Source organism: Pirellulales bacterium (assembly GCA_036490175.1).
Lineage (GTDB): Bacteria > Planctomycetota > Planctomycetia > Pirellulales > JACPPG01 > JACPPG01.
The window spans coordinates 21,407-44,345 of the sequence record DASXEJ010000019.1; the positions used below are offsets into that span (position 1 = coordinate 21,407).

General features: G+C 61.9%; 20 protein-coding genes. 12 read left to right on the plus strand and 8 right to left on the minus strand.

All coding sequences use genetic code 11. The features are described from left to right. Position 1 precedes the first annotated feature (1 nt). Positions 2-1,006, plus strand: a complete 1,005-nt coding sequence (locus VGG64_01720) for a trypsin-like peptidase domain-containing protein (protein ID HEY1598290.1) — start codon at positions 2-4, stop codon at positions 1,004-1,006. Then, positions 1,003-3,060, plus strand: a complete 2,058-nt coding sequence (locus VGG64_01725; GenBank protein HEY1598291.1) for a hypothetical protein — start codon at positions 1,003-1,005, stop codon at positions 3,058-3,060. Before VGG64_01720 ends, VGG64_01725 begins: the two co-directional genes overlap by 4 nt. Before the next feature lie 207 nt (positions 3,061-3,267). Here the strand turns inward: VGG64_01725 and VGG64_01730 are convergent, their stop codons facing one another. Continuing rightward, positions 3,268-4,386 carry a citrate/2-methylcitrate synthase gene (locus VGG64_01730; protein HEY1598292.1) on the minus strand — a complete coding sequence of 373 codons (1,119 nt, stop codon included), beginning with the start codon at positions 4,384-4,386 and terminating at the stop codon, positions 3,268-3,270. Continuing rightward, positions 4,383-5,267: a methylisocitrate lyase gene (prpB, locus tag VGG64_01735; GenBank protein HEY1598293.1), complete on the minus strand. Its 885-nt coding sequence runs from the start codon at positions 5,265-5,267 to the stop codon at positions 4,383-4,385. The genes VGG64_01730 and prpB overlap by 4 nt, the downstream gene beginning before the upstream one ends. 198 nt (positions 5,268-5,465) lie before the next feature. Between prpB and VGG64_01740 the strand changes: the two genes are divergently transcribed. The 7 genes from VGG64_01740 (at position 5,466) to VGG64_01770 (ending at position 12,173) form a co-directional block, all read left to right on the plus strand. Then, positions 5,466-7,037 (plus strand): DUF6798 domain-containing protein, encoded by a 1,572-nt coding sequence (locus tag VGG64_01740; protein HEY1598294.1) that lies wholly within the window; start codon positions 5,466-5,468, stop codon positions 7,035-7,037. A 2-nt stretch (positions 7,038-7,039) separates the two neighbouring features. Continuing rightward, entirely contained in the window at positions 7,040-7,723 is a 684-nt protein-coding gene (locus VGG64_01745; protein HEY1598295.1) for a CoA pyrophosphatase, read from the plus strand. Between the two features lie 142 nt (positions 7,724-7,865). Next, positions 7,866-9,047, plus strand: coding sequence for a GNAT family N-acetyltransferase (locus VGG64_01750; GenBank protein HEY1598296.1), 1,182 nt, complete (start codon positions 7,866-7,868; stop codon positions 9,045-9,047). Between the two features lie 118 nt (positions 9,048-9,165). Continuing rightward, complete coding sequence (locus tag VGG64_01755; protein HEY1598297.1) at positions 9,166-9,855, plus strand: HAD family phosphatase; 690 nt, start codon at positions 9,166-9,168, stop codon at positions 9,853-9,855. A gap of 237 nt (positions 9,856-10,092) precedes the next feature. Beyond that, complete coding sequence (locus VGG64_01760) at positions 10,093-10,842, plus strand: NTP transferase domain-containing protein (GenBank protein HEY1598298.1); 750 nt, start codon at positions 10,093-10,095, stop codon at positions 10,840-10,842. Between the two features lie 187 nt (positions 10,843-11,029). Further along, positions 11,030-11,875, plus strand: a complete 846-nt coding sequence (locus VGG64_01765; GenBank protein HEY1598299.1) for an HAD family hydrolase — start codon at positions 11,030-11,032, stop codon at positions 11,873-11,875. 73 nt (positions 11,876-11,948) lie between these two features. Further along, positions 11,949-12,173, plus strand: coding sequence for a hypothetical protein (locus tag VGG64_01770; protein ID HEY1598300.1), 225 nt, complete (start codon positions 11,949-11,951; stop codon positions 12,171-12,173). A 119-nt stretch (positions 12,174-12,292) separates the two neighbouring features. Here VGG64_01770 and VGG64_01775 read toward each other — a convergent pair whose 3' ends face one another. Together VGG64_01775 and VGG64_01780 are read right to left on the minus strand one after the other, a co-directional pair. After that, positions 12,293-12,784, minus strand: a complete 492-nt coding sequence (locus VGG64_01775) for a 6-pyruvoyl tetrahydropterin synthase family protein (GenBank protein HEY1598301.1) — start codon at positions 12,782-12,784, stop codon at positions 12,293-12,295. Between the two features lie 11 nt (positions 12,785-12,795). Beyond that, positions 12,796-13,674, minus strand: coding sequence for a triphosphoribosyl-dephospho-CoA synthase (locus tag VGG64_01780; protein HEY1598302.1), 879 nt, complete (start codon positions 13,672-13,674; stop codon positions 12,796-12,798). 35 nt (positions 13,675-13,709) lie between these two features. On the opposite strand from VGG64_01780, the gene ppk1 reads away from it, so the two are divergent. Further along, the gene (gene ppk1, locus VGG64_01785) at positions 13,710-16,145 is read left to right on the plus strand and encodes a polyphosphate kinase 1 (protein ID HEY1598303.1); all 2,436 of its coding nucleotides are present in this window, start codon (positions 13,710-13,712) and stop codon (positions 16,143-16,145) included. A 70-nt stretch (positions 16,146-16,215) separates the two neighbouring features. On the opposite strand, the gene VGG64_01790 is transcribed toward ppk1, so the two are convergent. From VGG64_01790 to VGG64_01805, 4 genes are all read right to left on the minus strand, one after another. Then, positions 16,216-17,394 carry an ATP-binding cassette domain-containing protein gene (locus tag VGG64_01790; GenBank protein ID HEY1598304.1) on the minus strand — a complete coding sequence of 393 codons (1,179 nt, stop codon included), beginning with the start codon at positions 17,392-17,394 and terminating at the stop codon, positions 16,216-16,218. A 115-nt stretch (positions 17,395-17,509) separates the two neighbouring features. Beyond that, positions 17,510-18,664, minus strand: coding sequence for an ABC transporter permease DevC (devC, locus tag VGG64_01795; protein HEY1598305.1), 1,155 nt, complete (start codon positions 18,662-18,664; stop codon positions 17,510-17,512). 104 nt (positions 18,665-18,768) lie between these two features. Next, positions 18,769-19,965 (minus strand): ABC transporter permease DevC, encoded by a 1,197-nt coding sequence (devC, locus tag VGG64_01800; GenBank protein ID HEY1598306.1) that lies wholly within the window; start codon positions 19,963-19,965, stop codon positions 18,769-18,771. Beyond that, on the minus strand, positions 19,958-21,142 hold the full coding sequence (locus tag VGG64_01805; GenBank protein HEY1598307.1) for an efflux RND transporter periplasmic adaptor subunit: 1,185 nt from the start codon (positions 21,140-21,142) through the stop codon (positions 19,958-19,960). Before VGG64_01805 ends, devC (VGG64_01800) begins: the two co-directional genes overlap by 8 nt. A gap of 909 nt (positions 21,143-22,051) precedes the next feature. Between VGG64_01805 and VGG64_01810 the strand changes: the two genes are divergently transcribed. After that, positions 22,052-22,561, plus strand: coding sequence for a hypothetical protein (locus tag VGG64_01810; GenBank protein ID HEY1598308.1), 510 nt, complete (start codon positions 22,052-22,054; stop codon positions 22,559-22,561). A gap of 118 nt (positions 22,562-22,679) precedes the next feature. Next, positions 22,680-22,859 carry a hypothetical protein gene (locus VGG64_01815; protein HEY1598309.1) on the plus strand — a complete coding sequence of 60 codons (180 nt, stop codon included), beginning with the start codon at positions 22,680-22,682 and terminating at the stop codon, positions 22,857-22,859. Positions 22,860-22,939 lie beyond the last annotated feature (80 nt).

Consider the following 22,939-nt stretch of genomic DNA (forward strand, 5'->3'; position numbering starts at 1 on the left):
AATGCGACGACGGAATTTCCTTTGCCTGGTACTACTCTGTGTTGGCGGTACAGCCAACGCGGCCGACCGTGTGACCGTCACGCTGGTCGGAGGCGCAAAAATCACGGCTGAACTACTGCGCGAGAACGATCAGGGGCTGGTGCTGGACCTGGGGCACGACGTGCTGCAGATTCCGGCGAAGCGCCTGTTGGGCATCGACCGCGGCGCGACCCAGACGGCCGAGCAGTCGCACCAGGACCGCGGCATCTTCGTCACCGGTCGTGCTGCGCCGGCCGACGTTCCGGAACTCGTAAAGCGCTGCGGCGACGCCGTGGTGATGGTCAAGACGGCCGTCGGCCAAGGGAGCGGCTTCGTCATCAGTGCCAAAGGGCATCTGATCACGAACTATCACGTCGTCGAGGGTGAAACAAAAATCTCGGTCACCTACTTCAAGCTGACCTCCCAGGGATACGAAAAACACGAACTAAAGAAGGTCCGCATCTTGGCGCTGCAGCCGCTGCGGGATATCGCGCTGTTGCAGCTTGATGTCGGGGAGCTGGCCGGCGAAATGCCCGTGCCGGTGCTGATTGACGATCGCGACGATTTGCGCGTGGGGGACGTGGTATTCGCCATCGGCAATCCGTTGGGATTGGAGCGTACCGTTACCCAAGGGATCGTCAGCTCAACCAGCCGTACGATCGGCCACCTGCGACTGATCCAGACCGACGCGGCTATCAATCCGGGCAATAGCGGCGGACCGCTATTCAATTTGCGGGGTGAAGTAGTTGGTATCGCCTGTGCAGGTGCCACGATGTTCGACGGCTTGGCTTTCGGCATCCCGGCGAGCGATTTGATCGAGTTTCTTACACATCGCGATGCCTACCTGTATGACGCGTCGCAACCGCAAAACGGCATTACGTATCTGCCGCCTCCCTCACGCGAGGCCGCCGCGGCCGCCCTGCGCCGTGATGGTGAACAGCAAGCCCAAAAAACTGAACCCAACGCTGGTACGAAAGGTCGGCCATGAATATTCGCGTTCGTCTGTCCCTTGTTGCCCTGAGTTTGCTGCTAGTTGCCGGCCTGTTGCCACGAGTCGTGCCGGCCGCCGAGGCGATGCAGCCGTCTTACCAGTGCTTGCCCGAAGAGACGGTATTCGTCATTCGTGTGCCTGAGGGGCTGAAGTTCGTCGATGCTTTTCGTAGCCAGACCAAGCTGGGCAGCGTGCTCTTGAGCCCGAAACGCTTTGAAGGCATCGTAAACCTGATTCGCGAACAGGCTGCCGAGGGGTTGACGCAATTCTCAGAATCGTTGGCGAAATACAATCTGAAAATCGAGGACTTTCCCAAGCTCTTCGACAAAGAAGTTGGCTTTGCCCTGGTGCTCGAGCCGCGCCGCGGAAAATATCCCCTCGTCGTCGGCCTGACTTGGGCTGAGCCCGATTCCGATCTTGGGCAGCGGCTGTTGGCTGCCTTGGCGCAAGCCGTTGACGAAGGCAAGGGGGAGCCGGGCGCCGTGCGCAGGCTTGATCTCGACGTGGATGGGCAGCAGGTCATGCAACTCACGTTGCCCGAGCGCGGACCGGCGACGTCGCCCAGTCTGGATGTCGACGAGCTGCGCGATCTGGACGACGATCAGATTCAGGCCAAGCTCGAAGAGCAACGCCGCAAAGCGGCCGAGGGGAAGCAGGTCGAGATCGATCAAACGCACATCTTTCTGGCACGAGTCGGGGACCGATTGTTGGTGGCTAATACCTTCGGGCAGTCCGAAGGCGAAGTCCGTGCGCTGCTGGCCGACGACCCGGACAAAGCGATCGATTTACCCCTGATCACCGGTGCCGAGGAAGCCAAGGGAGTATTCATTCGTTTTCTCAAAGCGCATTCCGCTCCGCCCACCGGCTTGACGCCCCGCATCATGTCGACCCCGGGGCTAGCCGCAGCGTTACCCGACGGCGTAACTGGGGTGGAAGTGCTGTTCTCGGTCGACCCGCTGATCAAGCTGGCGGCCGATGCCGACAGCCAGACGACGATGCGCGTGCTGAAGACTCTGGGGCTCGATCGCGTGGGCCCAGGCGCTTTCCGGCTGGCGCTGGACCGTGGCGCGATGCGGATGGGCCTGTTCGTCGCGGCTCCCAGCCCGCGCCAGGGCCTGCTCACGCTGCTTGACCAGCCCACATTTTTGGGCGATCCGCCCGCCTGGGTTCCGTCCAGCGTGTTGGGATTCGGGCAATTGAGTTTTGATCTGGGCAAGGCCTACACGCTGGTGCGCGATGTGATGGTGCGCGAAGGGGGCGACCAGGTGCAGAGCGCCATCGAGCAGGTCGAGCAACAAATCGGATCTGTCACGCAGAATGACGTGGCAACACTCCTGTCGTCGGTCGGGCAGAATCATTATTTTCTGTCGTTCCCGTCCACGATGGAGAAAGTCGCCGCGGGCAAGGACGTCGAAGTCTCGGCCCCGTCGTCCCGGCAGGGATTCGTCTGGCAACTGAAGGACGAGGCGCCTTGGAAACGCTTAATTCAATTGGGTGCCGGTTTCGCCGCACTCACCGACGGGGCGGTGACAGCCGCCGAGGAGCAAGGCTTTACGGGCCTGAGGCTGAACGTTGAAGACACGTTCAGCGGAGGCATCTTCGTGGGTCATGGGTTCATGGTGCTGGGCATCGGCCCGGACGTGCTCGAGCCGCTGATGTCGGCCTTACGTAACCCGCCCGAGGGCGCCGCCGCGCTCCGCCAAGGGGACCTGGTCAGCCGTGCCGGGGCGCTGCTGCCGGCCGAGCAGTGCATCTATTTCCATGTCACCGACTTCGAGAAGTACTTGAAGACGATGCGGCAGACGATTTCCTCGCTGTTCGACCTGTCGAACACGCTGGGAAATGTCTCGCAACCTCTCAGTGGCCCTGGCGGTGTTATCGAAGCGGCGCCGGGCGCCAAGGCCGATGATTCGAAGTTTGCCGAGAAGATGAAGGAATTACTCCCCACGGACGAAGAGCTCGAAGGGACGGCCGGAGTGAGCGTTGGGCGGTTGATCATTAACGACCACGGCTTGACCTACCGCGGCGCGATGGAACTGCCGCCGCAGTAGGCCGCAACTCGCTCAGACGCTGCTGTAGATATCCGACTGCTTTTTTGCGCGCGGTGGAAGCGCCGGATTGTGCTGAGGGTTTCACCCCCTCACCCTGACCTCTCCCCTTAGGGGAGAGGAGTTGGGGCGTCGCACGATCGAAGCACATAGGTGCCGTGCGCGTCGGAGTGCCGTGCGGGACGGCTCGTGATCTATTCCGCTTGATTGCTATCGCTTGTCGACGGGCTTCCAGCTGCGCGTGGCTGATCCGATGTACCTGGCTCGCGGGCGGATCAGTCGGTTGTTGTCGGCCTGTTCGATGACATGGGCGCTCCAGCCCGATACGCGGCTGATGACGAACAGCGGCGTGTACAGGAAGATCGGCAGGCCCATGTAGTGGTACAGCCGGGCGCTGGGCCAATCGAGGTTCGGCGGCAGCTTCTTCTCGCCGGTGACGATCCGCTCGATCGTCTCGGCCATCTTTTCCATATCCTCGTTGTGCGTCTCGACGGCCAGTTCTTGGCAGAGCGTCTTGAGATACTTGGCGCGTGGGTCGCCCGTTTTATAGACGCGGTGGCCGAAGCCCATGATTAGCTGCTTGGCGGCGAACGCTTTGCGGACCCAGGCTTCGGCCTTGTCGGCCGAACCGACCTCCTGCAAAACTTCCAGCACGCGTTCGTTGGCTCCGCCGTGCAGCGGGCCTTTGAGCGCGCCGATGGCGCCGGTGATCGCCGAGTGCAAGTCGGCCCGCGTAGATGTGATCACGCGTGCGGCGAAGGTCGAGGCGTTGTATTCGTGTTCGGCGTAGAGGATCAACGAGATATCCATCGCCTTGGTCCAGCGCTCTGAAGGCTTCTCGCCGCGCAGCATCCACAGCACGTTGCCGGCCAGCGACAGAGTAGGATCCGGCTTGACGGGCTCGTCTCCTCCCGTGAGGCGATGCCGAGCCGCCATGATCACCGGCAGTTGCGCGAGCAGACGTTCGGCCTTGCGCAGATTGGCATCGTGGCTATTGTCATCCGTGTCGGGATCCCAGTGAGCCAGCAGGCTGCAGCCAGTCCGCATCACATCCATGCTCGATGCATGGGCCGGAATCTTGCGCAACACGTCGATGATCTCGGCAGGCACGCCAGCGCCGCGCGCCATCCGCTTCTTGAACTCTGCCAGGTCGTCGCCGCTGGGAAGTTCGCCGTACAGAATCAGGTAGGCGGTCTCTTCGAACGTTGAGTTCGTCGCCAGGTCCTCGACCGAGTAGCCCCGGTAGTGCAACCCTTCGTCAACGTTGCTGATGCCGGTTTCGCCGGCGATTACGCCTTCCAGGCCCGGACTGTAGACGGCTTCACTCATGAATTCGCCTCGTGATGAAAGTAGGCCCGGTCGCGGGCTTCGTATCCAGTGTATCCGAGTAGATCGTAGAGTTCTTGTCGCGATTGCATGCGGTCGAGCAGGCCCTGCTGCGTGCCTGTTCCCGCGATCACGGCCAGCGCGTCGGTAACGGCCTTCATCGCTACGCGCAGCAGCGTGACAGGCAATAGCACGCCTGCATAGCCCAGCTGTTGCAAATCGGCCAGCGGCAACAGCGGGCTCTGACCAAACTCGGTCATGTTGGCCACCAGCGGCGCGCGAATGGTGTGAGCGAATTGTTCGAATTCGGCGATGGTGCCGAGCGCCTCGGGAAAAATCCAATCGGCGCCCGCGTCCAGATAGCGATGCGCCCGGTCGAGCGCCGCATCCATGCCGTGTACGCCGCGGGCGTCGGTGCGGGCCAGGATGATGACGTCGCTGTTGCCACGCGCGGCGACCGCGGCGCGGAGCTTGGAACACATTTCGGCCGGTTCGACCAGCGTTTTGCCCGACAGGTGTCCGCAGCGTTTCGGCAGCCGCTGATCTTCGAGCTGGATGGCCGCGGCTCCGGCGGCGATCAGTTCGGTCACGGTGCGTTCGACGTTCACGGCTTCGCCAAAGCCGGTGTCGGCGTCGACGATCAGCGGAATCGATACGGAACGAGTCAGCCGGGTCGTCTCGTTGGCTAGTTCCGAGAGCGTGAACAGCCCGATATCGGGTAGCGCCAGCGCTCCGGCGGAAAATGCGGCACCAGACAGATACATGGCGCGGAAGCCGGCCCGCTCGATCAGCTTGGCGGCCAGCGCGTCGAAGGCGCCCGGAATAAGGATCGTCGATTCCTTGACCGCGTCACGCAGCAATGTGCCAGGAGAGATCGAGGCCACGAAGCAACCTTCCAGCGAAACGGGGAAAGCGAGCACGCCCGCTTGCCGGAATATAGGGAGCGACGGCTCCCTTCCGCAAGGGGCGCGGCGGGCAACGGCCCTGACGGACGACCTATCGTTAGCGTTAGAATATGACTCGTCCCTGCGGCAATCGCTGATCGTGCAGGGTTCGCCTGTTAAAGGAAACGAGTCCTCAAAGTGTCGGCCGCCGCGATGCACGAAGAACCTCCCCATGGACAGCAGCCGAACCGATGGGGGCATTGCGCGGAAATCGCGCTCGTATTTCTGGTGTTCGCGTTATACGCCGGTTGGCCGATCCCCGAGCCGAACGAACCCTATTACCTGGCTAAGGCCAAGCACCACTGGGATCCGTCCTGGATCGATCACGACTTCTTTCTCGACTCGGCCGATTCGCATTGGACCTTTTACGTCACCGTGGGCTGGCTGAGCCGTTGGCTCTCGCTACCGACCATGGCGCTGGCGGGGCGCGTCGTCACCTGGTTGCTCTTGGCCTGTGCCTGGCAGCGATTGAGTTGGGCCCTGGTCCCCAGGCGCGGCGCTGCGCTACTTTCGGCCGCGTTGCTGGTGGCCTTGAACGAGAACTTTCAAATGGCGGGCGAATGGGTTGTCGGGGGTTTCGAGGCCAAGGGACTAGCCTATGCGCTGGTGTTTGCCGCCTTGGCCGAGCTGGTGCGCGGCCGCTGGAATGCAACCTGGGCGCTGCTGGGCGGGGCCGTTGCGTTTCATGTGCTGGTCGGCGGCTGGACGATGGTCGCCGTGGCGTTCTGTTGGCTGGCATCCGGCGCCGCGCGACCGCGGCTGCTATCCATGCTGCCAGGTCTTGCCCTGGGGGCGATTCTCTCATTGGCCGGCCTGATTCCGGCGCTGGCATTGAACTGGGGCGCAGATCCCGATGTGGTGCGCAGTGCGAACGCCATCTACTCGTTCGAGCGCTTGCCGCATCACCTGTCGTTTTTCGATTTTCCGAGCCGTTTCAAAATTCGATTCGCCTTCTTGGTCCTTGTGTGGGGATGGCTGTCGCAGTTTTTTGCCACGAGCCCTGGGCGACTGCGTTTGCGCCGCGTGGTCAATGCTTCGTTGGCCGTGGCGGGAGTGGGCATTGGCATCAGCTTGGCGCGCGATTATCGACCCGAATTGGCCGCCAGCTTGTTGCGCTATTATTGGTTTCGCTTGGCCGACGCATTTGTTCCCTTGGGTGTCGCCACGGGCGCTACGATGGTGGCATTTCAACTGGGCAACATTCGGCCGCGCTGGCGCGTGGCGGCGCCGGTGATGCTTGCCCTGATCGCGACGTGGCTGTTGGAACCTCAACTTGCGGCGCGGATCGCGCCCGAGGCGCCGCGTGCCGACAAGCCGGGCAAAACCGCGAACCTGGCCGATTGGCGCGACGCCTGCGATTGGATTGCCGCGCACACACCGGTCGAGGCAACCTTTCTCACTCCGCGTACTGCCCAAACCTTCAAGTGGTACGCGGGGCGGAGTGAGGTCGCCACCTGGAAAGACTTGCCGCAGGATGCCGACAGCATCGTCGCCTGGCGCCGGCGGTTGGAAGATCTGTACGGCACGGGCGATTCGTCCGAACCGTGGTACGATAGCCTGGCCGAGATCGACGTCGCACGCTTGCGCCGCGTCGGCGAGAAATACGGGGCAAGGTTCATTGTCTGCGAGTCGGACCCACCGCTCGATTTGCCCTGCTTGTATCGCAACTCGACGTACGCCGTGTACGAGCTTGGACCTGGGACGAAATGACCATGACCGATGACGTGCCAGGCGATGCCGCAGACGATTTACCTTTGTGGCTTGGCCACAGATTGCAACAACCGCTGCCGCCCGAATCGGTGCGCGCCGCGTTTGCTCCTTCGCTCAGCTATGGGCGCCATTTTGGTCCGCCTGGCCATGACGCCCGTAGCGCCGCGGTGTTGGTCCTGCTATATCGGCGCGACGGCCAGTGGCTGGTCCCGTTCACGGTGCGTCCCGACACGATGGCGGACCATGCCGGGCAAGTCAGTTTTCCCGGTGGGATGGTCGAGTCGGGCGAAACGACACGCGACGGGGCGTTGCGCGAATTGGAAGAAGAGTTGGGCGTAGCGCGCGATTCGGTCGAAGTATTGGGCAGCCTGTCGCCGATGTTTTTGTTTGTCAGCAATTTTCGGATTACCCCCTGGGTCGCCGTCGCACGCGCTCCGATTGCATTTCGTCCTTGCGATCGCGAGGTGGCCGAGGTGCTCGAAGTGCCGGTGGCGCACATGATGAACTCGGCCAACTACGGTGTACATCATCATCAGCGCGGCGAGTTGCGGTTCTCGGCCCCGTATCTTGGCTGGCACCAATATCACGTGTGGGGCGCCACGTGCATCATCCTGGCGGAACTGGTGGCGATCCTTTCGGAAGGACAGGCCGCGAGCTTCGCCTACGGTCACGACAGGCGACCTTAGTTGTCACGCGCCATGTTGCCGCAGAAGCGCGCAATGGCGGGTGAACGGCCCGGGGTTCCAGAGATGCGGACTGGTCCGGTTATGCGGTTGCGAGAGGCGAATTCCCCTGCGCCCCGCTCTTAACCGAAAGCCATGATTGAGGATGAGCCAGGCGCCACAAACTCCGCAATACGAGCTGACTCGACTTCAGTCGGTCGACGAGCTTAGGTCGATCGCCGCCGCTTGGGACGAACTATGGTGGCGTAGCGAGGGCTTGTTTCCCACGGCACGGGCCGCGACCGTCGCGCAATGTGCCGCACAGTTCGCGCAGGGTGAGCGCGTCTGTGCGCTGGTGGTTAGTCGGGGCGATCGGCTGTTGGCGGCGTTGCCACTGGTGGGCGCGCGCGTCAAACACGTATTGCCCGTGGGGGGATTGGCAGGTAACGCCTGGACGCCGGCAGGGGACCTGCTGTTGGATCCCGACTGCGACGTGCCCAGCGTGCTCGATACGCTTGTAAGCGGAGTGGCCGGGTTGCCCTGGCCGCTGGTATGGTTGGAAGCCGCGATGATGGATTCTGCGCGGTGGATTGGATTGCACGAAGCGCTGGGTCGCGCCGGGTTGATGTCATTTGTGCAAGATCGATTTGCCGTGGCACGCTGCGGCATCGACCGGTATTGGGAGAGCTATCAACGTGGCCGTTCGCGCAACTTGCGGCGCGCCATGCGCCGTGCGACGCGTGCCGCTGAGCAGTTCGGCGAGATTGGTTTCGAACTGCACACGCCCGCCGCCACGGACAAAGTCAACCGCCTGCTACGCCGCGGGTTCGAAGTTGAAGACTCGAGTTGGAAGGGGGAGGCCGGCAGCTCGGTGTTGAGCAATCCCGGCATGTTTGATTTCTTTGCGCACCAAGCCCAACAGTTGGCCACGTGGGGGCAATTGGCGGTCTCCCTGCTGACGATCAACGGTGAAGCCATCGCCTTCGAGTATGCCCTGGCCGCCAAGGGGGCATATGCCCCGGTGAAGGTGGGTTACGATCCGCGCTTCAGCGAGGTGAAGCCGGGACAGCTGCTGCGCTGGCATTTGCTGCGCACGCTGCACACCGAGGGGCGATGGTCGGGCGTGGACTTTGTGGGGCCGATTTCGCACGCCACGGCCCGTTGGTCGACCACTACCTATCGGCTGTGCCGTATGGTCATCGCGCCGCCGCGGTTCTCCAGTCGCCTGTTGCTGGCCGGCTACCGGATGGCTAAGTATCGCGGCAACGTCAGCGAGACGATTAGTGAACCGGCATTGCTAGCGGAGGATCGCAGCGAACCCGCCTTCGCTGCGACGAGTGCCGACTAGTCGGACCGTGTGCCCCACTCGATCGGGGGCATGGTCTTTCGCCGTGCGTGTCGATACATTTCTGCCAGGGTGGTTCGCATCCTAGCCATTTTCTGCCGTATTAGATTTCTGTTAATTCATGAATTCCGCCCCTAACCCACAGGCCGTCGTATTCGATCTCGACGGACTGATGTTCAATACCGAAGAACTGTACCAGGACGTGGGCGCCGAGATGCTCAGGCGTCGTGGACACGAGTTTGGCCCCGATTTGCTCGACGCGATGATGGGGCGCCCGAACCGCGTGGCGCTGCAAATCATGATCGACTGGCACGACCTCGCGGCTACGGTCGAGGACCTGACCCGCGAGACGGCCGAAATCTTTCCGCCGATTCTCGACACCCGGCTGACTCCGATGCCAGGACTACTAGAACTGCTCGCGGCGCTCGAGCAGCACGGCATTCCCAAGGCCATTGCCACCAGCAGTGGCAAGCGTTTTGTCGACGACGTGCTGTCGCGGTTTGCACTTGCGCCACGCTTCGACTTCATTTTGACCGCGGAAAGCGTCACCGAAGGGAAGCCTCATCCCGAGGTTTATCAAAAAGCCGCCGCGGGCTTTCACCTCACTCCCCCGCAGATGGCGGTGCTGGAAGACAGCGCCAATGGCTGCCGCGCCGCCGTGGCGGCGGGGGCGCGGGTGGTGGCAGTGCCAGGAGGGCACAGTGCGCAGCACGACTTTACCGGCGCCGAATTCATAGCGCAAACCCTTGGCGATCCGCGGATTTACACGCTGTTGGGCCTGGGACAGCCCGAGACGGGACGCTCGTCTTGACGCTAGCGGACTAGCGTTGCTAGACTCCGCGACCCGTTCGAGGAGACGGGTGGCCGTGGGTCTCATCGAATCCGGTGTGGCTCGCGTGGATAGCAGGGCCTGACACGCGTTTTTCTGAGCGGATGTACCGCCGGGTCGTCCCTCGAGAAGGGGAACCGGGGCGTATGATCGCGGCCCGCGACGCCTTGGCCCAGACACGAAGAAACCATTTTCGAGCCCACCAACGAGGTGCCTTTGATGTCGAGGACGATCGCGATCGTGCAGCCCCGCCTGGCAAAGCCGGGAGCCAAATCAAACTATACGCGCAAGCTGGGGGGCCAATCGCTGCTGGAGCGCGTCGTGCGACGTGTTACCGATTGCGAGCGCCTGGAACGAGTTGCCGTGGTGATTAGCGAACGGTCCGAAGACGAAGCCGTATTCGACCTGGTGCCGCGTGACGTGGCCGTGTTTGTCAGCCAGAAGCGCGATGCCTTGGGCCAGGTCTGCGACGCGATCGACCACTTCCGGCCGGATTCTGTGGTGTGTGTGTCGGCCGATCATCCCTGCGTCGATCCGGTGTTCGTCGATCGACTTGTAGCGACTGCCACCGAGCAGCCCACCTGTGACTATATCAGCTACAGCTCCCGCGATGGGCAGCCGGCCATCCAATCGTCGTTGGGCGTGTTCGCCGAATGGTGCCGAGCCAGCGCGCTGTTGCGCGCGGATCGCTCAGCAACTGCTACGGCAGATCGCGACCAGGTGACCCGCTATTTGTATTCACATCCCGAGATCTTTGGCGTGCGCTTGATTCCGGTGCCGGCCGAGTTGGATCGCGACGACCTGCGGCTCACCGTGGCGCACGACGAAGATTGGGAGCACTTGCACACGATCTACGATGCCTTGGGCCCAGATCGATTCGACTGGCGCGGAATCGCCGATCTGTTGCACCAGCATCCTTCGGTAAGGGAACGGATGGCGCACTTGAACCGAGAGCCGGTCGCGCCGTGAGTGATTTGCTTGCCGAGAGGGAATTCGGCAGGGACGATGCAGACAGAGCCGGATGTTCGCAGGGGCGACGTCGGCTCCTAACGAATCACAGCCCGAATTAGGGTTCGAGAAACGAGAGGCGGCAACCGCGGCAAGCGGCCTTTATGAGGGTCCTTGTTAGCGCACCCGGCATGGAAAGGATTCCACGATGGGCGCGGAAATCGATTTGTTTACGTCGTATGTCACTGGCGGCCTGGCGGTGCGCAGCGCGCCGTTGGTATCTTTGCCAGATTCCCCAATCAATGCGCCACGTATGGCGCTTTCGCGGCATGACGCCGAGGATTCCGGCGCTGGCCCCTCCGAATTCTCGACGAAGGTCGTGCTGGTTGACGTCGAAGATGTGCTCTACGATGCCTCGGCCTGGCAACGCTGGCTGGGGCAACTCTTTGCCCCGCTGACGCCGCGCACCCTGGAGTCGGAATTCCAACGACATTGGCAGGCGGAGTATCTGCCGGCCGTGTATCGCGGCCAGCAAGAGTTTCACGCGGCATTTGCCCGTTGCCTGAGTACGCTCGGGCTAACCGCTGGTCATGTCGAAGAGATCGTCGCGGCCAGTCGGGCGCAGCGCCGTCGCGACGCGGGGGCGCGGCGGCTGTATCCCGGCACTCGTTCGACATTGAGCCAGTTGAAATCCGCGGGCATCACTTGCGGCGTCCTTACCAACACGGACCGAACCGCGGCCGCGTTGCGTCAGGATCTTGCCAAGTTGGGGCTGGCCGACGCGTTCGACGACTATTTCACTTCGGTCGATATGCAGGCTCACCTGCCTCATGCACCCTGTTTTGATCATGCTTTGCAAGTCTTGAACGTTCCGGCGGCCGACGTGTTGTTTGTCAGCCACGACATTCGCGAACTGCAAGGCGCGCAAGCTGCGGGCTGCCAAGCAGTGGCGTTCAACGCGCGCCCGTGCGCGGCTGCCATCCCCAAGATCGATCGATTCGACGGGGTTTTGAAGCTGGCTGTACCGGCCGAAGTGGCGCGCGTCGCAACCTAACATGCCCATTGAAATCGGTGGCGACCCTGCTGACAGGAATGGGTTGCCGATCACCAGGGAAGGAATCATCAAGATGTCGCCTACCATATGCGACCCCGACGATCACGACGTGCAGACCGTCCGTCGCCAGCCGATGTCGCGGCGGTTTCGCCAGGTAGGACCAACTGGCCCCTATCGCGCCAAAGATGGCGCCGAGCCTGTCCTGCCATTGCCCCGCTGGACCTTTTGGGCACTGTTGGGCTGGTCGGTCGGCATGGCCACGATATACACGGCCATACTGGCGGGCTGGTGGGAGTAAGGGAACTGACGAAGGCGTAATAATGAAAGATGAAGGGGAAGAAAGTCGCCTGTGCCCTGAAGCCGTGGGCGACCTTGAACTTGGCAAGACCGTTGCCGGCATTCATCGTTCAGAATTCATCATTCATCGTTGATTTCCCAAACGCCCCATTGGCCGTCGCATTCGTCGACGGCGACTGACATTCTCTTCGGTCGCGTGCCGGTCCGCTTCTGCAATTCGTCGAGAAGTTTGTGGCCAATGTACTGGGCCAGCAACTCGGCGGTGGTGTTGGCGACCGGCAGCAGCACGCAATCCTCGCGAGGAAATAGCCAGCGACGCTCCTCGAAGGTAACCTCGACACTCGTCGGCCCGGCCGCGACCTTGATTTTGGGATGATCGGTCGGCAGTAGCATGTGATGGTCGAGCACTTCGACGATTTGCCGCAGCGCATCGCGGACTGCGATGAAATCGACCACGTAATGGTTTTCATCCAGCGTGCCGTGAACTTCGGCAGCCACTTTATAGTTATGGCCGTGTAATCGCTCGCAAATATTGCCGGCGAACGTGATAAAGTGCGCCGCGCTGAAAACCAGCGATTCCTTGGCAATGCGGACGTGGAATTTCTCGCTCACGATGGGACTCGTCAGGATGCGTAAAAGTTGAGCGGCGTCTCGATTATGCCTTCGCGAAGCGCGGCAAACAAACCGGCTGTAATCAGGTCGGCCGACGTGCCAGGATTGCGGCGATGTCCGTCGGCACGCAGCCAGAAGTCCAGATCCGCCAGCGCCTCGTGATAAGCGGTTTCCCCCGGCTGCCCGGCGGCCAGCACGCGTTGGGCACCACGGGTTGCCTGCGCGGCGATCGGCTGGCCGCACTTGCGCGCGATCAGGCTGTCGGGATGCTGGCTCAACAAGCGCAGGTGCGTGTGAACGATCGTATCGGCCAAGGGCCACAAGGCCTGCACCCCGGCTTGCAACTCGGGCAGGACGCACTCAAAGATTTCCGCGAAATTGTTGGCGTATTGTCGCGCAACCAGGTCACGCTCGGCAGCCAGTCGCATTGCATACAACAGGTCGCTAGGGGGTGGGTCGGTGATGTCGGCCTCGTCGACTTTTCCCAGGCCACCGGGCATTGCCAGACGAATGGCTTCGTAAACGCCTTGCGCGTCGGCCGGATCGAGACGTGTTAAGATGGCGCGCACACCTGTGCGTAGCGATTCCTGTCGAGGGACCATTGCCAACGGCACGAGAAGCAGCACGGCCCCAAGGTTGGTGTTCGTGCCGACAGCCCGTCGGGTGGCGCCGATGGCCTCGCGCACGCAGGGTCCCAACCGTCCTCCCGCGGCGGCATCCGCCAGGGCCGGCGCGATCGCCAGCGCGCTGGTCGCGAAATCGAGATACGTGAGATCTTCGAAGTCGGCGCCGCGATGTACATTGCCCGGCTTGGGCGCCGTAGCTTCGAGCAGGCAAGCCAATCCGCCCCACTGTCCAACCTGCTGCGGCCAATGATTGCTGTTCGACAAAACCGAGTGTCCCTTTACCCCAGAACTTAGTCGCAGTGCGCCTTGCGCCGCATACGCTGTGGAATCACGTCGACCTCGTGTTCCATGGATTTGGTCAATATACCTGCCGTCGATCGGGCGGTAAGATGGGCCTGACGGCAGGACGCGACTGGCTGTATGGCCTGCGTCGGCCCCCGGGAGCGTTTTTTCTTGCGTCGGAGCGGCATCGCAGCTGGCGGCCTCCCGGCAAAAATCTAGGATTTAGCATCATCTGGGGTAGCGCCGAGAGCGAGGATATCGTGATCGAACAGGCATTTTTAGCGGACCATTTTCTCAATCGCGAGTTGAGCTGGTTGGAGTTCAACGCGCGAGTGCTGGAAGAGGCCGCTGACGAAACCAATCCGCTCTTCGAGCGTGTAAAGTTCCTGTCGATCTTCAGCTCGAATCTCGACGAGTTTTTCATGATCCGGGTCGCGGGGCTGCGCGAGCAGGCGTTTGGCGATCTGGCTCCGCAGGACTATTCGCCCGACGGCATGCGTCCGATCAATCAGTTGCAGCGGATCGCGGCGCGGACGCAGGAACTGGTCGCGGCGCAGTACCGTTGCTGGAACGATTCAGTGCGCCCGGCGCTGGCCGAGCAGGGATTCCGTCTGCTCAAGCACGAAGAGCTGAACGACGAGCAGCGAGGCATGCTCGACAAGTTTTTTGCCGAGCGCGCCTTTCCGATTCTTACGCCCATGGCCGTCGACCCGGCCCATCCCAGCCCGCGCTATCACAACCGCTCGTTGTACCTGGCCGCGATCTTGGATCGGCGCACTGGGTTGGGGCCGGCGCACCTGTTTGCCGTGGTGCAGTTGCCGCAAGTTTTGCCACGGCTGGTAACGCTCGGCCAGGGAGACGACCTGCAATTTATGCTGCTGGAAGACGCGATTTCGGCGCGTTTGCCAGAGCTCTTTGGCGGCTTCGACGTGCTGTCCAGCACGACCTTTCGTATCACCCGCGACAGCGACGTGGAGTTGCTGGAACAAGAATCCGACGACATGCTGCGGCTGATCGAAAAGCGCCTCCGCGAGCGTGCCCGAGGACAGGCTGTGCGCCTGGAGGTGGCCGCCGACGTCAGCGACGATTTGATCCGTATGATCGTCGAGCCGGAGGAAATCAAGGACGGAGACGCGAGCGCCGAGTCTTACAGCGAACTGTACCGGGTGTCTGGTCCGTTGGACCTGACAGCCATGACCGAATTGCTGCGTGTGCCAGGACGCGAGCATTTGCGCGACGTGCCGTTCACGCCCCGTCCGCCCCGGGGGCGCGGGGGACGCGGCAGCGAGGATTTGTTCACGTCGATTCGCCGGCAGGACATCCTGGTTCATCACCCGTTCGATTCCTTCGAGCCGGTGGTGGAGTTCGTCAACCGTGCCGCGACCGATCCAAATGTGCTGGCCATCAAGCAGACGCTCTATCGCACGAGCGGCGATTCCCCGGTGACCCGTGCCCTCATGGCGGCGGCCGAGAACGGCAAACACGTTACGGCCCTTGTGGAGCTGAAGGCCCGCTTTGACGAGGCCAACAATGTCAGCTGGTCGCGGCAGTTGGAGAGGGCCGGGGTACACGTCGTGTTCGGCTTCCTCGACCTCAAGACACATTGCAAGTTGTCACTAGTTGTCCGCCAAGAGGGGAACGTCGTGCGACGATACGTTCACCTGGGAACGGGCAACTACAACCCCACGACCGCGCTGCTGTATACCGACCTGGGATTGTTCACGGCTCAGGAGGATATCGCGGCCGATGCCTCGGCCCTATTCAACCTGCTGACCGGTTATTCGCAGGGGCATCAATGGCGGAAGCTGGTGGTCGCCCCGGGCGATCTGCACCGGCGCACGATCGAATTGGTCGACGAACAAACGCGCCGTGCCCGGGCGGGCCGATCGTCGCGGATTTTCGCCAAGCTCAACGCGCTGGTGGATTATCGCGTGATCGAGTCGTTGTACCGTGCCAGCCAGGCCGGTGTGCCGATCGACCTGGTGGTGCGCGGCATCTGTTGCCTGCGGCCGGGCATGCCGGGTATTTCGGAGAACATTCGCGTCCGCAGCATTGTGGACCGTTTTCTCGAACACAGCCGCTTGTACGTTTTTGGCCCAGACGAGGAGGCGGAGATCTTGCTGGCCAGCGCCGACTGGATGCCACGAAATTTCTATCGTCGCGTCGAGGTCATGTTTCCGATCGAGTCGCCCAATGCCCGCGAGCGGATCTTGCAGGAGATTTTGCCGGCCTATCTGCGCGACAACGTCAAAGCGCGCATCCTGCGTGCCGACGGTACACACTACCGCGCCCCGCGCGGTCCCGACGAAATACGCCACCGTTGCCAGGAAGAATTGCTGCACGGGCGGCTGGGTGGCATATCGCCAGTCTCGGAATCGGCCACTCCCACGTTAGCCGAGCCGCACGTCGAAAACGGCGCGCACAAGCCGGGCAGCGAAGCGGCCCGCCTGTAGCAGCGCGCTAGTGGTCGATTTGCTGAGAAAGAACATTCACGGCCGGGGGTGGCACGCCTACCCGGCGGCGTTATTGACGCGAGAAGAGCACCTTCAGCAATTGCTCCTTGAGCGATGCGCTGGCATCGATCACGGCCTGGAATTCATCCTTGTTTAGCGTGCAGAGCGTAAGCTCCTCGCGGGCCGTGACCGTGGCGTTGCGCGGCGCGCCGCTGAGCAAGGCCGCTTCACCAAAGAAATCTCCTTGATCGAGCGTGGCCAGCGTGCGGCTGTGTTGCGATCCATCGGTGGCGGTGACCGTGGCGGTACCGGAGCGGATCAAATAGAACTTGTCCCCCGGATCACCTTGACGCACGATGACGGTGCCGGCCGGATGCGTTTCGAGCTTCATCTTGTCGGCGACTTCGGTCAACGTGCGCGGAGTCAACGAGGCGAATAGCGACGATTTGCGCAAGAACTCGCAGATCACCGCGGCCTCGCTCACCACGACGTCCGAAATCACGCGGCCGTCGACCATGTTCACGATACGGTCGGCCACGTCGAGGATGCGGTTGTCGTGCGTCACGATCAAAATCGTGGCCAACTCTTCCTTGGCGATTTTCTTGAGCAACTCGACCACGTCGCGTCCCGATTGCTTGTCGAGCGCGGCCGTCGGCTCGTCGGCCAGAATCAGTTTCGGGTGGTTCGCCAGGGCGCGGGCGATCGCGACCCGCTGTCGTTGACCACCGGAAAGCGACTCGGGCTTATAGTCCAGGCGGTGCCCCAGTCCCAGCGCCTGCAGCAGCTCGGCGGCCCGCTCTTCGGACTCTTCGCGGGCGAGCGACTTTAGCTCCAAAGCCATGCGCACATTTTGACGAGCCGTGAGCGATTCAAATAAATTATGAGCTTGAAAGATGAAGCCGATATCGCGGCGCACTTCGGCCAACGCGCGGTCGTCGAGGCCGGCCAACTCGTTGCCCATCACCTGTACGCTGCCATCTTGCACGGTGCGCAGCGCGCCGACCAGCGTCAGCAGCGTCGTTTTGCCCGAGCCCGACGGGCCCGTCATGATCACGATCTCGCCACGGGACAGTTCCAGGTCGTTGTCGTAAAGGACTTGTTTGCGCAGCTCGCCGGAACCGTAGGTGTGATTCAGATCCTCGATCCGCACGCACAAGTTGTTGTCGCTATCCGATCCGCGCAGAGCGGGATGGACCCGCGTGGCGGATCGCAGCGGCTGGCCGTTTTGTTTCTTGCGGCGGAATCGCATAGTTGGTTGTTCTATGATCGGTGGAGTACGTCAACGCGCTAATTCATTGTTCGTTGCCGATGCTGTGGATATCTGCTCGCCGATGGAGCGTGAAGTGTTCTCAGGGTAACACACGTCAGAACAACTCCGCCGGGTCGGCCTGAAAGACGCGTCTCAGTGCCAGGCAGCCTGAGACAATGCACATGGCCAAAGTCAAAAACAGGACGCCCAGTACCCGCGGCGCCGTCAAGTTTAACAGCAGTCCGGTTAGCCAACCGAGCACGCCGTACAGCGCAGCCGCTGCCACGATGCCCGGCACGAAGCCAAAGGCCGACAGCCACAACGATTCTTGCAACACGACCGAGACAAAGTAGCTGTTGTGATATCCGATGGCCTTGAGCGTGGCGAACTCGGCCATATGATCGTCGACGTCGGCGTACAAGATTTGATAGCAGATCACGACCCCCACAATAAATCCCATGACGGTCCCCAGGCCGAATATGAAGCCAATCGGGGTGCTGTGCTGCCAAAACGCCAACTCCTGATCGATAAACTGCTGCCGGGTTTGCACGCGTACGTCGTCCGGCAGTGCCTGGCGAACCTGTGCCAGCGCGTCCGCCAAAGGGATGCCGGGGCGCACCTTCAACAGGCCCACATCGACGTCGGCCAGCTTGTCGTGCAACGACCCTGGCAGACTGAAATAGTCCCGATATTGCTGCGAACTGATTACACAATTGCCGTCGTTGGCAAAATCCGTCCCCAATTCGAACGTACCGACGATGCGCGTGGCGTGGTCCGAGAGCTCGATCTTGTCGCCGATCTGCGGGCTGCCATAGTCTCCCTTCGAGCGGCGGTCGACGGCCAGCGTTCCGGGAGCAATGATGGCCGTGGCGTCGAAGTCCGAGAGCAGCAGCACCGGCTCGGCCGGATCGAAGGCCAAGACGCGGATGGGATGCCCTTGCCCGGTGGCGGGATTCTTCCAAATGGATTGCGCCGTTTCGATGTACAGCGGCCAGGCCGACTCGATCGCCGCGCAGCCGCGGGCTTGCGCCAGACGCCGTCGGCTGAAGGTCTCCTTGACGGACACCGTATAGCGCGCGGCACTTGTGATTACCAGATCGGCATTCATCCGTTGGTGCAAGGCGACGGTGCTATCGAACAGGGCGTTGCGAAAGCCCAATTGCATGAACATCAGTACCACTGCAAAGCCGATCCCACACACGGCGATCATCAACCGACGCGGTTGATGCACCAGGTTCTTCCAAGCCAGCGGTATGCGAGAGTTGCGCACGTCAGTAGTCAGACGTTAGTGATGAATGGTCAGGTGCGACGTATATCTGAACCCGGGTCTCTGCCGCCCCTTCGCTAGCAGGGCGGGACGACTCAATGACGTAACTAAAACAAATCTGCCGGGTCGGCCGAGTTGACTTTCGCCATCGAGGCCAAACCTGATAGTCCGCACATGACTACGGACAACAGCAGCACTCCACAGGCGCGGGTCAGTGTCATCTCGATCGGGATGTGCGTCATGCGCTCAGTCAATTGATAGAGCATCTCGGCAAGCAACAGGCCAGGCAGGAATCCGGCCAGGGCCAGAATCAACGCCTGTTGCAATACGAGCCAAGACAGATATTGCCGCGAATAGCCCATCGCCTTCAGCGTGGCGAATTCCGCCAGGCGGCTGGAAATGTCACTCGACAAAACCTGGTAGACGATCGACGTTCCCACCAGTAGCGCCACCAGCACGCCCAGTCCGAAAATGATGCCGACCGAAGTTTTGGTCATCCAATGCCGGCGCTCGTGGGCGGCAATTTCGTCGCGGGTCATTACGTGTACGTCGCGCGGCAGAATGCTGCGCAGTTCGGCAGCCACGGCGTCGGGATCCGTGCCCGGGGCGAGCCGTACCAGCCCCAGGCTGATCTCGCCGGGTTTGCGAAACGGAAGCAGGCGAAAAAACGTGGCGTTGCTCGCCAGCAAGGCACCATCGGCGCTAAAGCCGGTGCCGAGCGCGAAATCACCTGTGACGTGGACCGAGCGGCGCCCCACTTCCGTCGTTACGCCCGCCTGCTTTGGACCAAACTCCGAGCGCGACAAGCGATCGACCAGCACGGTATCGGCCTTGCCAAGCTGCTCTTGCTGATCCGCGACCTCGGGGAGTGCAATCACGCGATCGCGTGGGTCGAAGGCCATCAGCAAGATCCCGCGCCGCTGGCCCGTCTCTACATTGCGCCACAGCTGAAAGCCAATATTCAGGCCGCTCGTGCCTGTCACACCGGGCAGGGACGCCGCCTGCGTCAAACGCGAACGGGGTATCGTCGAGGCTTTGGAAAGGTGCAAGTATTCTGGCGAGGCCAGCAGCAGATCGAAATCGAGATGATCGTAAATCCGCGTGGCGGTCTGACGTACGGATGCCAGAAAGCCCAGCTGCAGAAGGACCAGCACGACCGCGAACGCTACCCCGGCCACGGCCACGCTCGAACGGGCCCTCTGGTGAAGCAGATTGAGCCATGCCAGAGGTGTTTTCATGCGGATCGCTGCGCCGCGCGCGGCGCGACCGATTTGTTCCTCGCCGAGGTGCCGATCATTAATCATGTTCCTTGGCGCTGGCCTGAGCCGCACCGGCCGGCGGTGCGGTGTCGATGACCACATCGACTTGTAGATCGACCAAACCGGCGGCCTCTTGACTGTCATCAAGACGAATCCGCGCCAGCACCACCCGCGCGTCCGCCGCAGCGGTGGGGTCGAGGCTCATGACCTCGTTCTTGGCCACGGTCGTGCCGACGCTTTCGATCGTTCCCCGCAAGGGCTCAGTCAGGGCGTCGCTCGTTACCGTGGCTTGTTGGCCCGGGCGCACGAACCGGACGTCGGTTTCGTAGATCTCGGCCGTAGCATACATGTGTTCGATGTCCCCCAACTGCAAGATGGGGCGGGGGCCGATGGTCTCGCCGGCTTGCGTCATGATCCGCAGGACGCGCCCATCGCGCGGCGCCCGGACCACAGCCAGTTCTACTTTTTGCGCGGCCGTGGCCAGTCCCTTTTCCAGCGATTCGAGCTGCACGGCGGCTTGCAGCCGCGCTTGATTTGCCTTGGCGGTTTCCAGCCGTGCCGTGGCCTCGCGCTGGTGTACCTCGCGCGAGCCTTCCAGCTTGGCCAATTGGGCCCGCGAGCTGTTGAGTTCGGCCTTGGCCTGCTCCGCGACTAGCTGCTGATGGTCTCGCTCTTGCTCCGAGACGACCTCGCCAGCGGCTGTGAGCCGCTCGAGATCGCGCGCGGCAACACGCGCGCTCAGCTCGGCGGCCTCGATCTTTGCCCGCAGCGCTTTGGCGTCGAGCTCGGCAAATGGGAGTTGGTCGAGCGCGGTTTGGGCCTCGGTCAACAGGGCCGCGCCGTAATCTTGCTCGGCGTGGCCGCGCGCTTTGGCTTCGGCCAACTGAATCTCGGCCAGTTGCCGTTCACTGATGCGGAGGGGATAGCTACCTAAAAACGCTAGCTCCTGCCCCTTCTTCACCTGATCTCCCTCGGCAACGACGAGCCGGTCGATACGTTCGCCGGCGGTGCCCCCGACCGCGATCACTCCGCCCTGCGGTTCCAAACGGCCGAGTGCGGCCACGGTACTGCGCGTTCTCGATTCCTGTCGGGTCCCCGCTGTCGTCTTGCCCGTGTCTGTCTGTGATGCGCCGTCGCGTCGCGATCGGAACGCAAACGCCGCCGCCATGACGGCCGCCAGCACGAATGCGACGCCGATCAGGTTCCGAGTGGCTTGCGGCATAGAGCTTTCCGAGGTGAAGGGGGGTAATTGGCAGAATAGTCAACCTGTTGAATGGCCGCAACGCGGGATCGACTTGCGCGTGCCCGCCAGATGGTGAGACGACTCCACCGAATTGGTGATGCGAGGCCCTTGGCAGCTTCCGCTGCCGCGGATTCGTCGCGGGCAGCCGCAGATTTGGGGGCTTAGTGGGGTCGACGACGCGACGGCGATACGAAGGACTTTTGTCCCAAGCGACCCGCGCTTTGACCGTGCTCGCTCGCTGGTCTTCTTTAGACCTTTAATCGTCGGAGCGGCTGACGAATCGACGCAGCGTCCGTTGCAACCGTGCGCGGGTACTTAGGCCAATAAGACCTGCTTGGTCTTCGCTACGCCGCTTTCCCGTTGCGCCTGTCGGCGGCACGGCTGCAGGCTGCAACCATGGCTCAACGAAGCGTGGCCAACGGTGCAGCGGCATGACAGTCGCTTTGGAGGCCGGGAATAGCTCTCACTGTCTCGGTGAGCAATCATCACGCTGGTGAAACGGCATCTAACTTGTTTTCTTATATATGTTTAGATGACGCGCGCTAAAGTCGTATCACCAGCCTGGTGAATCGTGCGGAACAGGAGGCATGGCGCGATTGGCGCTGTAAGTCCTTTCGTTCGGGAGGGATCGGCCGCACAGATTGCCCGTCTTCTCATGCTGGCACGCCGCTTGCTTTTAGAAACGCCGGTCCAGATCAGGCAACCTCGGTAGTGGTGCTTGTTCTGGCAGTTTGCATGGTCGAGTCACGGAGGCGGCTTTCGACGTGCAGGCTGGGGGTGTCATGACCCTTTCGGAGTCACAGCAGGGAGGCTCAGCAACTGCGTAACCGGTGCCGACCGGATCGCGGGTTGTCGATCTAAATCCACTCGGCTGAGTACGACACCAAGATGCAACCTTATAGAGACGCCATTATCGCACCTGACAAGGTGCGAACCACAGTGGCAGTGCGTGCAATTGAGTCTGTCGAATGCCTGGTCGTCGCCACCGATGAGGGGCGACGCGAAAACCTGGGGTTCGTTGCGCGCGAAGGAGGATGGAACGTCACGCTCTGTCGCGAGCCTGCCGAGGCAATTGCCCAGGCGCGCCAGCGGCTGCTGCAAATGGCCATTGTGGACCTGAGTGGTTCAGTCGCCAGCGATTCGGCAAGTTACCGCTTTCTGGTTGAGCAGTTGGCATGCACCAGCCGCATGCTGCTTCTGGTTTGCGGCAATGTCGACGACACCCGTGAAGAAGTTTGGGCACGACATCTGGGCGTATGGATGTACTTGCCAGGCGCGATCGACGGAGCGGATTTGGTCGGCCTGTGCGTGGCAGCGAGAGAGACGGTCGAACGTATGTCCGCCCTTAACCGGCAGCGGGCGCTGTCCGTAGACCGCAAGACGAATCAATCGAGATGAGTTACGAGTCTTAGTTTTACTTCCAGTGAGTGGAGAAGGCCTCGGATATGACCCATGTCCGCGGCCTTCAGTATTGCAAAGACGGCTTGGCCGTCTGCACATCAGAAAGGAAAGCAGCATGCAGTCCTACAGCAACGCGACCCCGGATTACAGCGCCGACAACGAGTTCGATCATGGACGCCGTAGCGCAGACAAATCGCCGTCGCGTACCCGCCGCTCGACGGCCCGACGTTTGGTGACGAAGTCCTCGTCGTTCAACGGTATGCACCGTCGCCGTAATAAGCATTGGAACTGGTAAGGCGCCCCGCAGCGCTGGTTACCTTTCCGGTGGTCCGTGGCACACCCGCACGTGGCTTGCCCTATCCAGGGGTATGGCGG

What these genes read in the sequence shown, in the direction of transcription:
- VGG64_01790 (HEY1598304.1), bottom strand. Translation starts at nt 17,394, where the DNA reads ATGCGATTCCGCCGCAAGAAACAAAACGGCCAGCCGCTGCGATCCGCC.
- VGG64_01805 (HEY1598307.1), bottom strand. Translation starts at nt 21,142, where the DNA reads ATGCCGCAAGCCACTCGGAACCTGATCGGCGTCGCATTCGTGCTGGCG.
- devC (HEY1598306.1), bottom strand. Translation starts at nt 19,965, where the DNA reads ATGATTAATGATCGGCACCTCGGCGAGGAACAAATCGGTCGCGCCGCG.
- VGG64_01730 (HEY1598292.1), bottom strand. Translation starts at nt 4,386, where the DNA reads ATGAGTGAAGCCGTCTACAGTCCGGGCCTGGAAGGCGTAATCGCCGGC.
- VGG64_01815 (HEY1598309.1), top strand. Translation starts at nt 22,680, where the DNA reads ATGCAGTCCTACAGCAACGCGACCCCGGATTACAGCGCCGACAACGAG.
- VGG64_01765 (HEY1598299.1), top strand. Translation starts at nt 11,030, where the DNA reads ATGGGCGCGGAAATCGATTTGTTTACGTCGTATGTCACTGGCGGCCTG.
- VGG64_01745 (HEY1598295.1), top strand. Translation starts at nt 7,040, where the DNA reads ATGACCGATGACGTGCCAGGCGATGCCGCAGACGATTTACCTTTGTGG.
- VGG64_01725 (HEY1598291.1), top strand. Translation starts at nt 1,003, where the DNA reads ATGAATATTCGCGTTCGTCTGTCCCTTGTTGCCCTGAGTTTGCTGCTA.
- VGG64_01760 (HEY1598298.1), top strand. Translation starts at nt 10,093, where the DNA reads ATGTCGAGGACGATCGCGATCGTGCAGCCCCGCCTGGCAAAGCCGGGA.
- VGG64_01720 (HEY1598290.1), top strand. Translation starts at nt 2, where the DNA reads ATGCGACGACGGAATTTCCTTTGCCTGGTACTACTCTGTGTTGGCGGT.
- VGG64_01750 (HEY1598296.1), top strand. Translation starts at nt 7,866, where the DNA reads ATGAGCCAGGCGCCACAAACTCCGCAATACGAGCTGACTCGACTTCAG.
- VGG64_01810 (HEY1598308.1), top strand. Translation starts at nt 22,052, where the DNA reads ATGCAACCTTATAGAGACGCCATTATCGCACCTGACAAGGTGCGAACC.
- VGG64_01770 (HEY1598300.1), top strand. Translation starts at nt 11,949, where the DNA reads ATGTCGCCTACCATATGCGACCCCGACGATCACGACGTGCAGACCGTC.
- VGG64_01755 (HEY1598297.1), top strand. Translation starts at nt 9,166, where the DNA reads ATGAATTCCGCCCCTAACCCACAGGCCGTCGTATTCGATCTCGACGGA.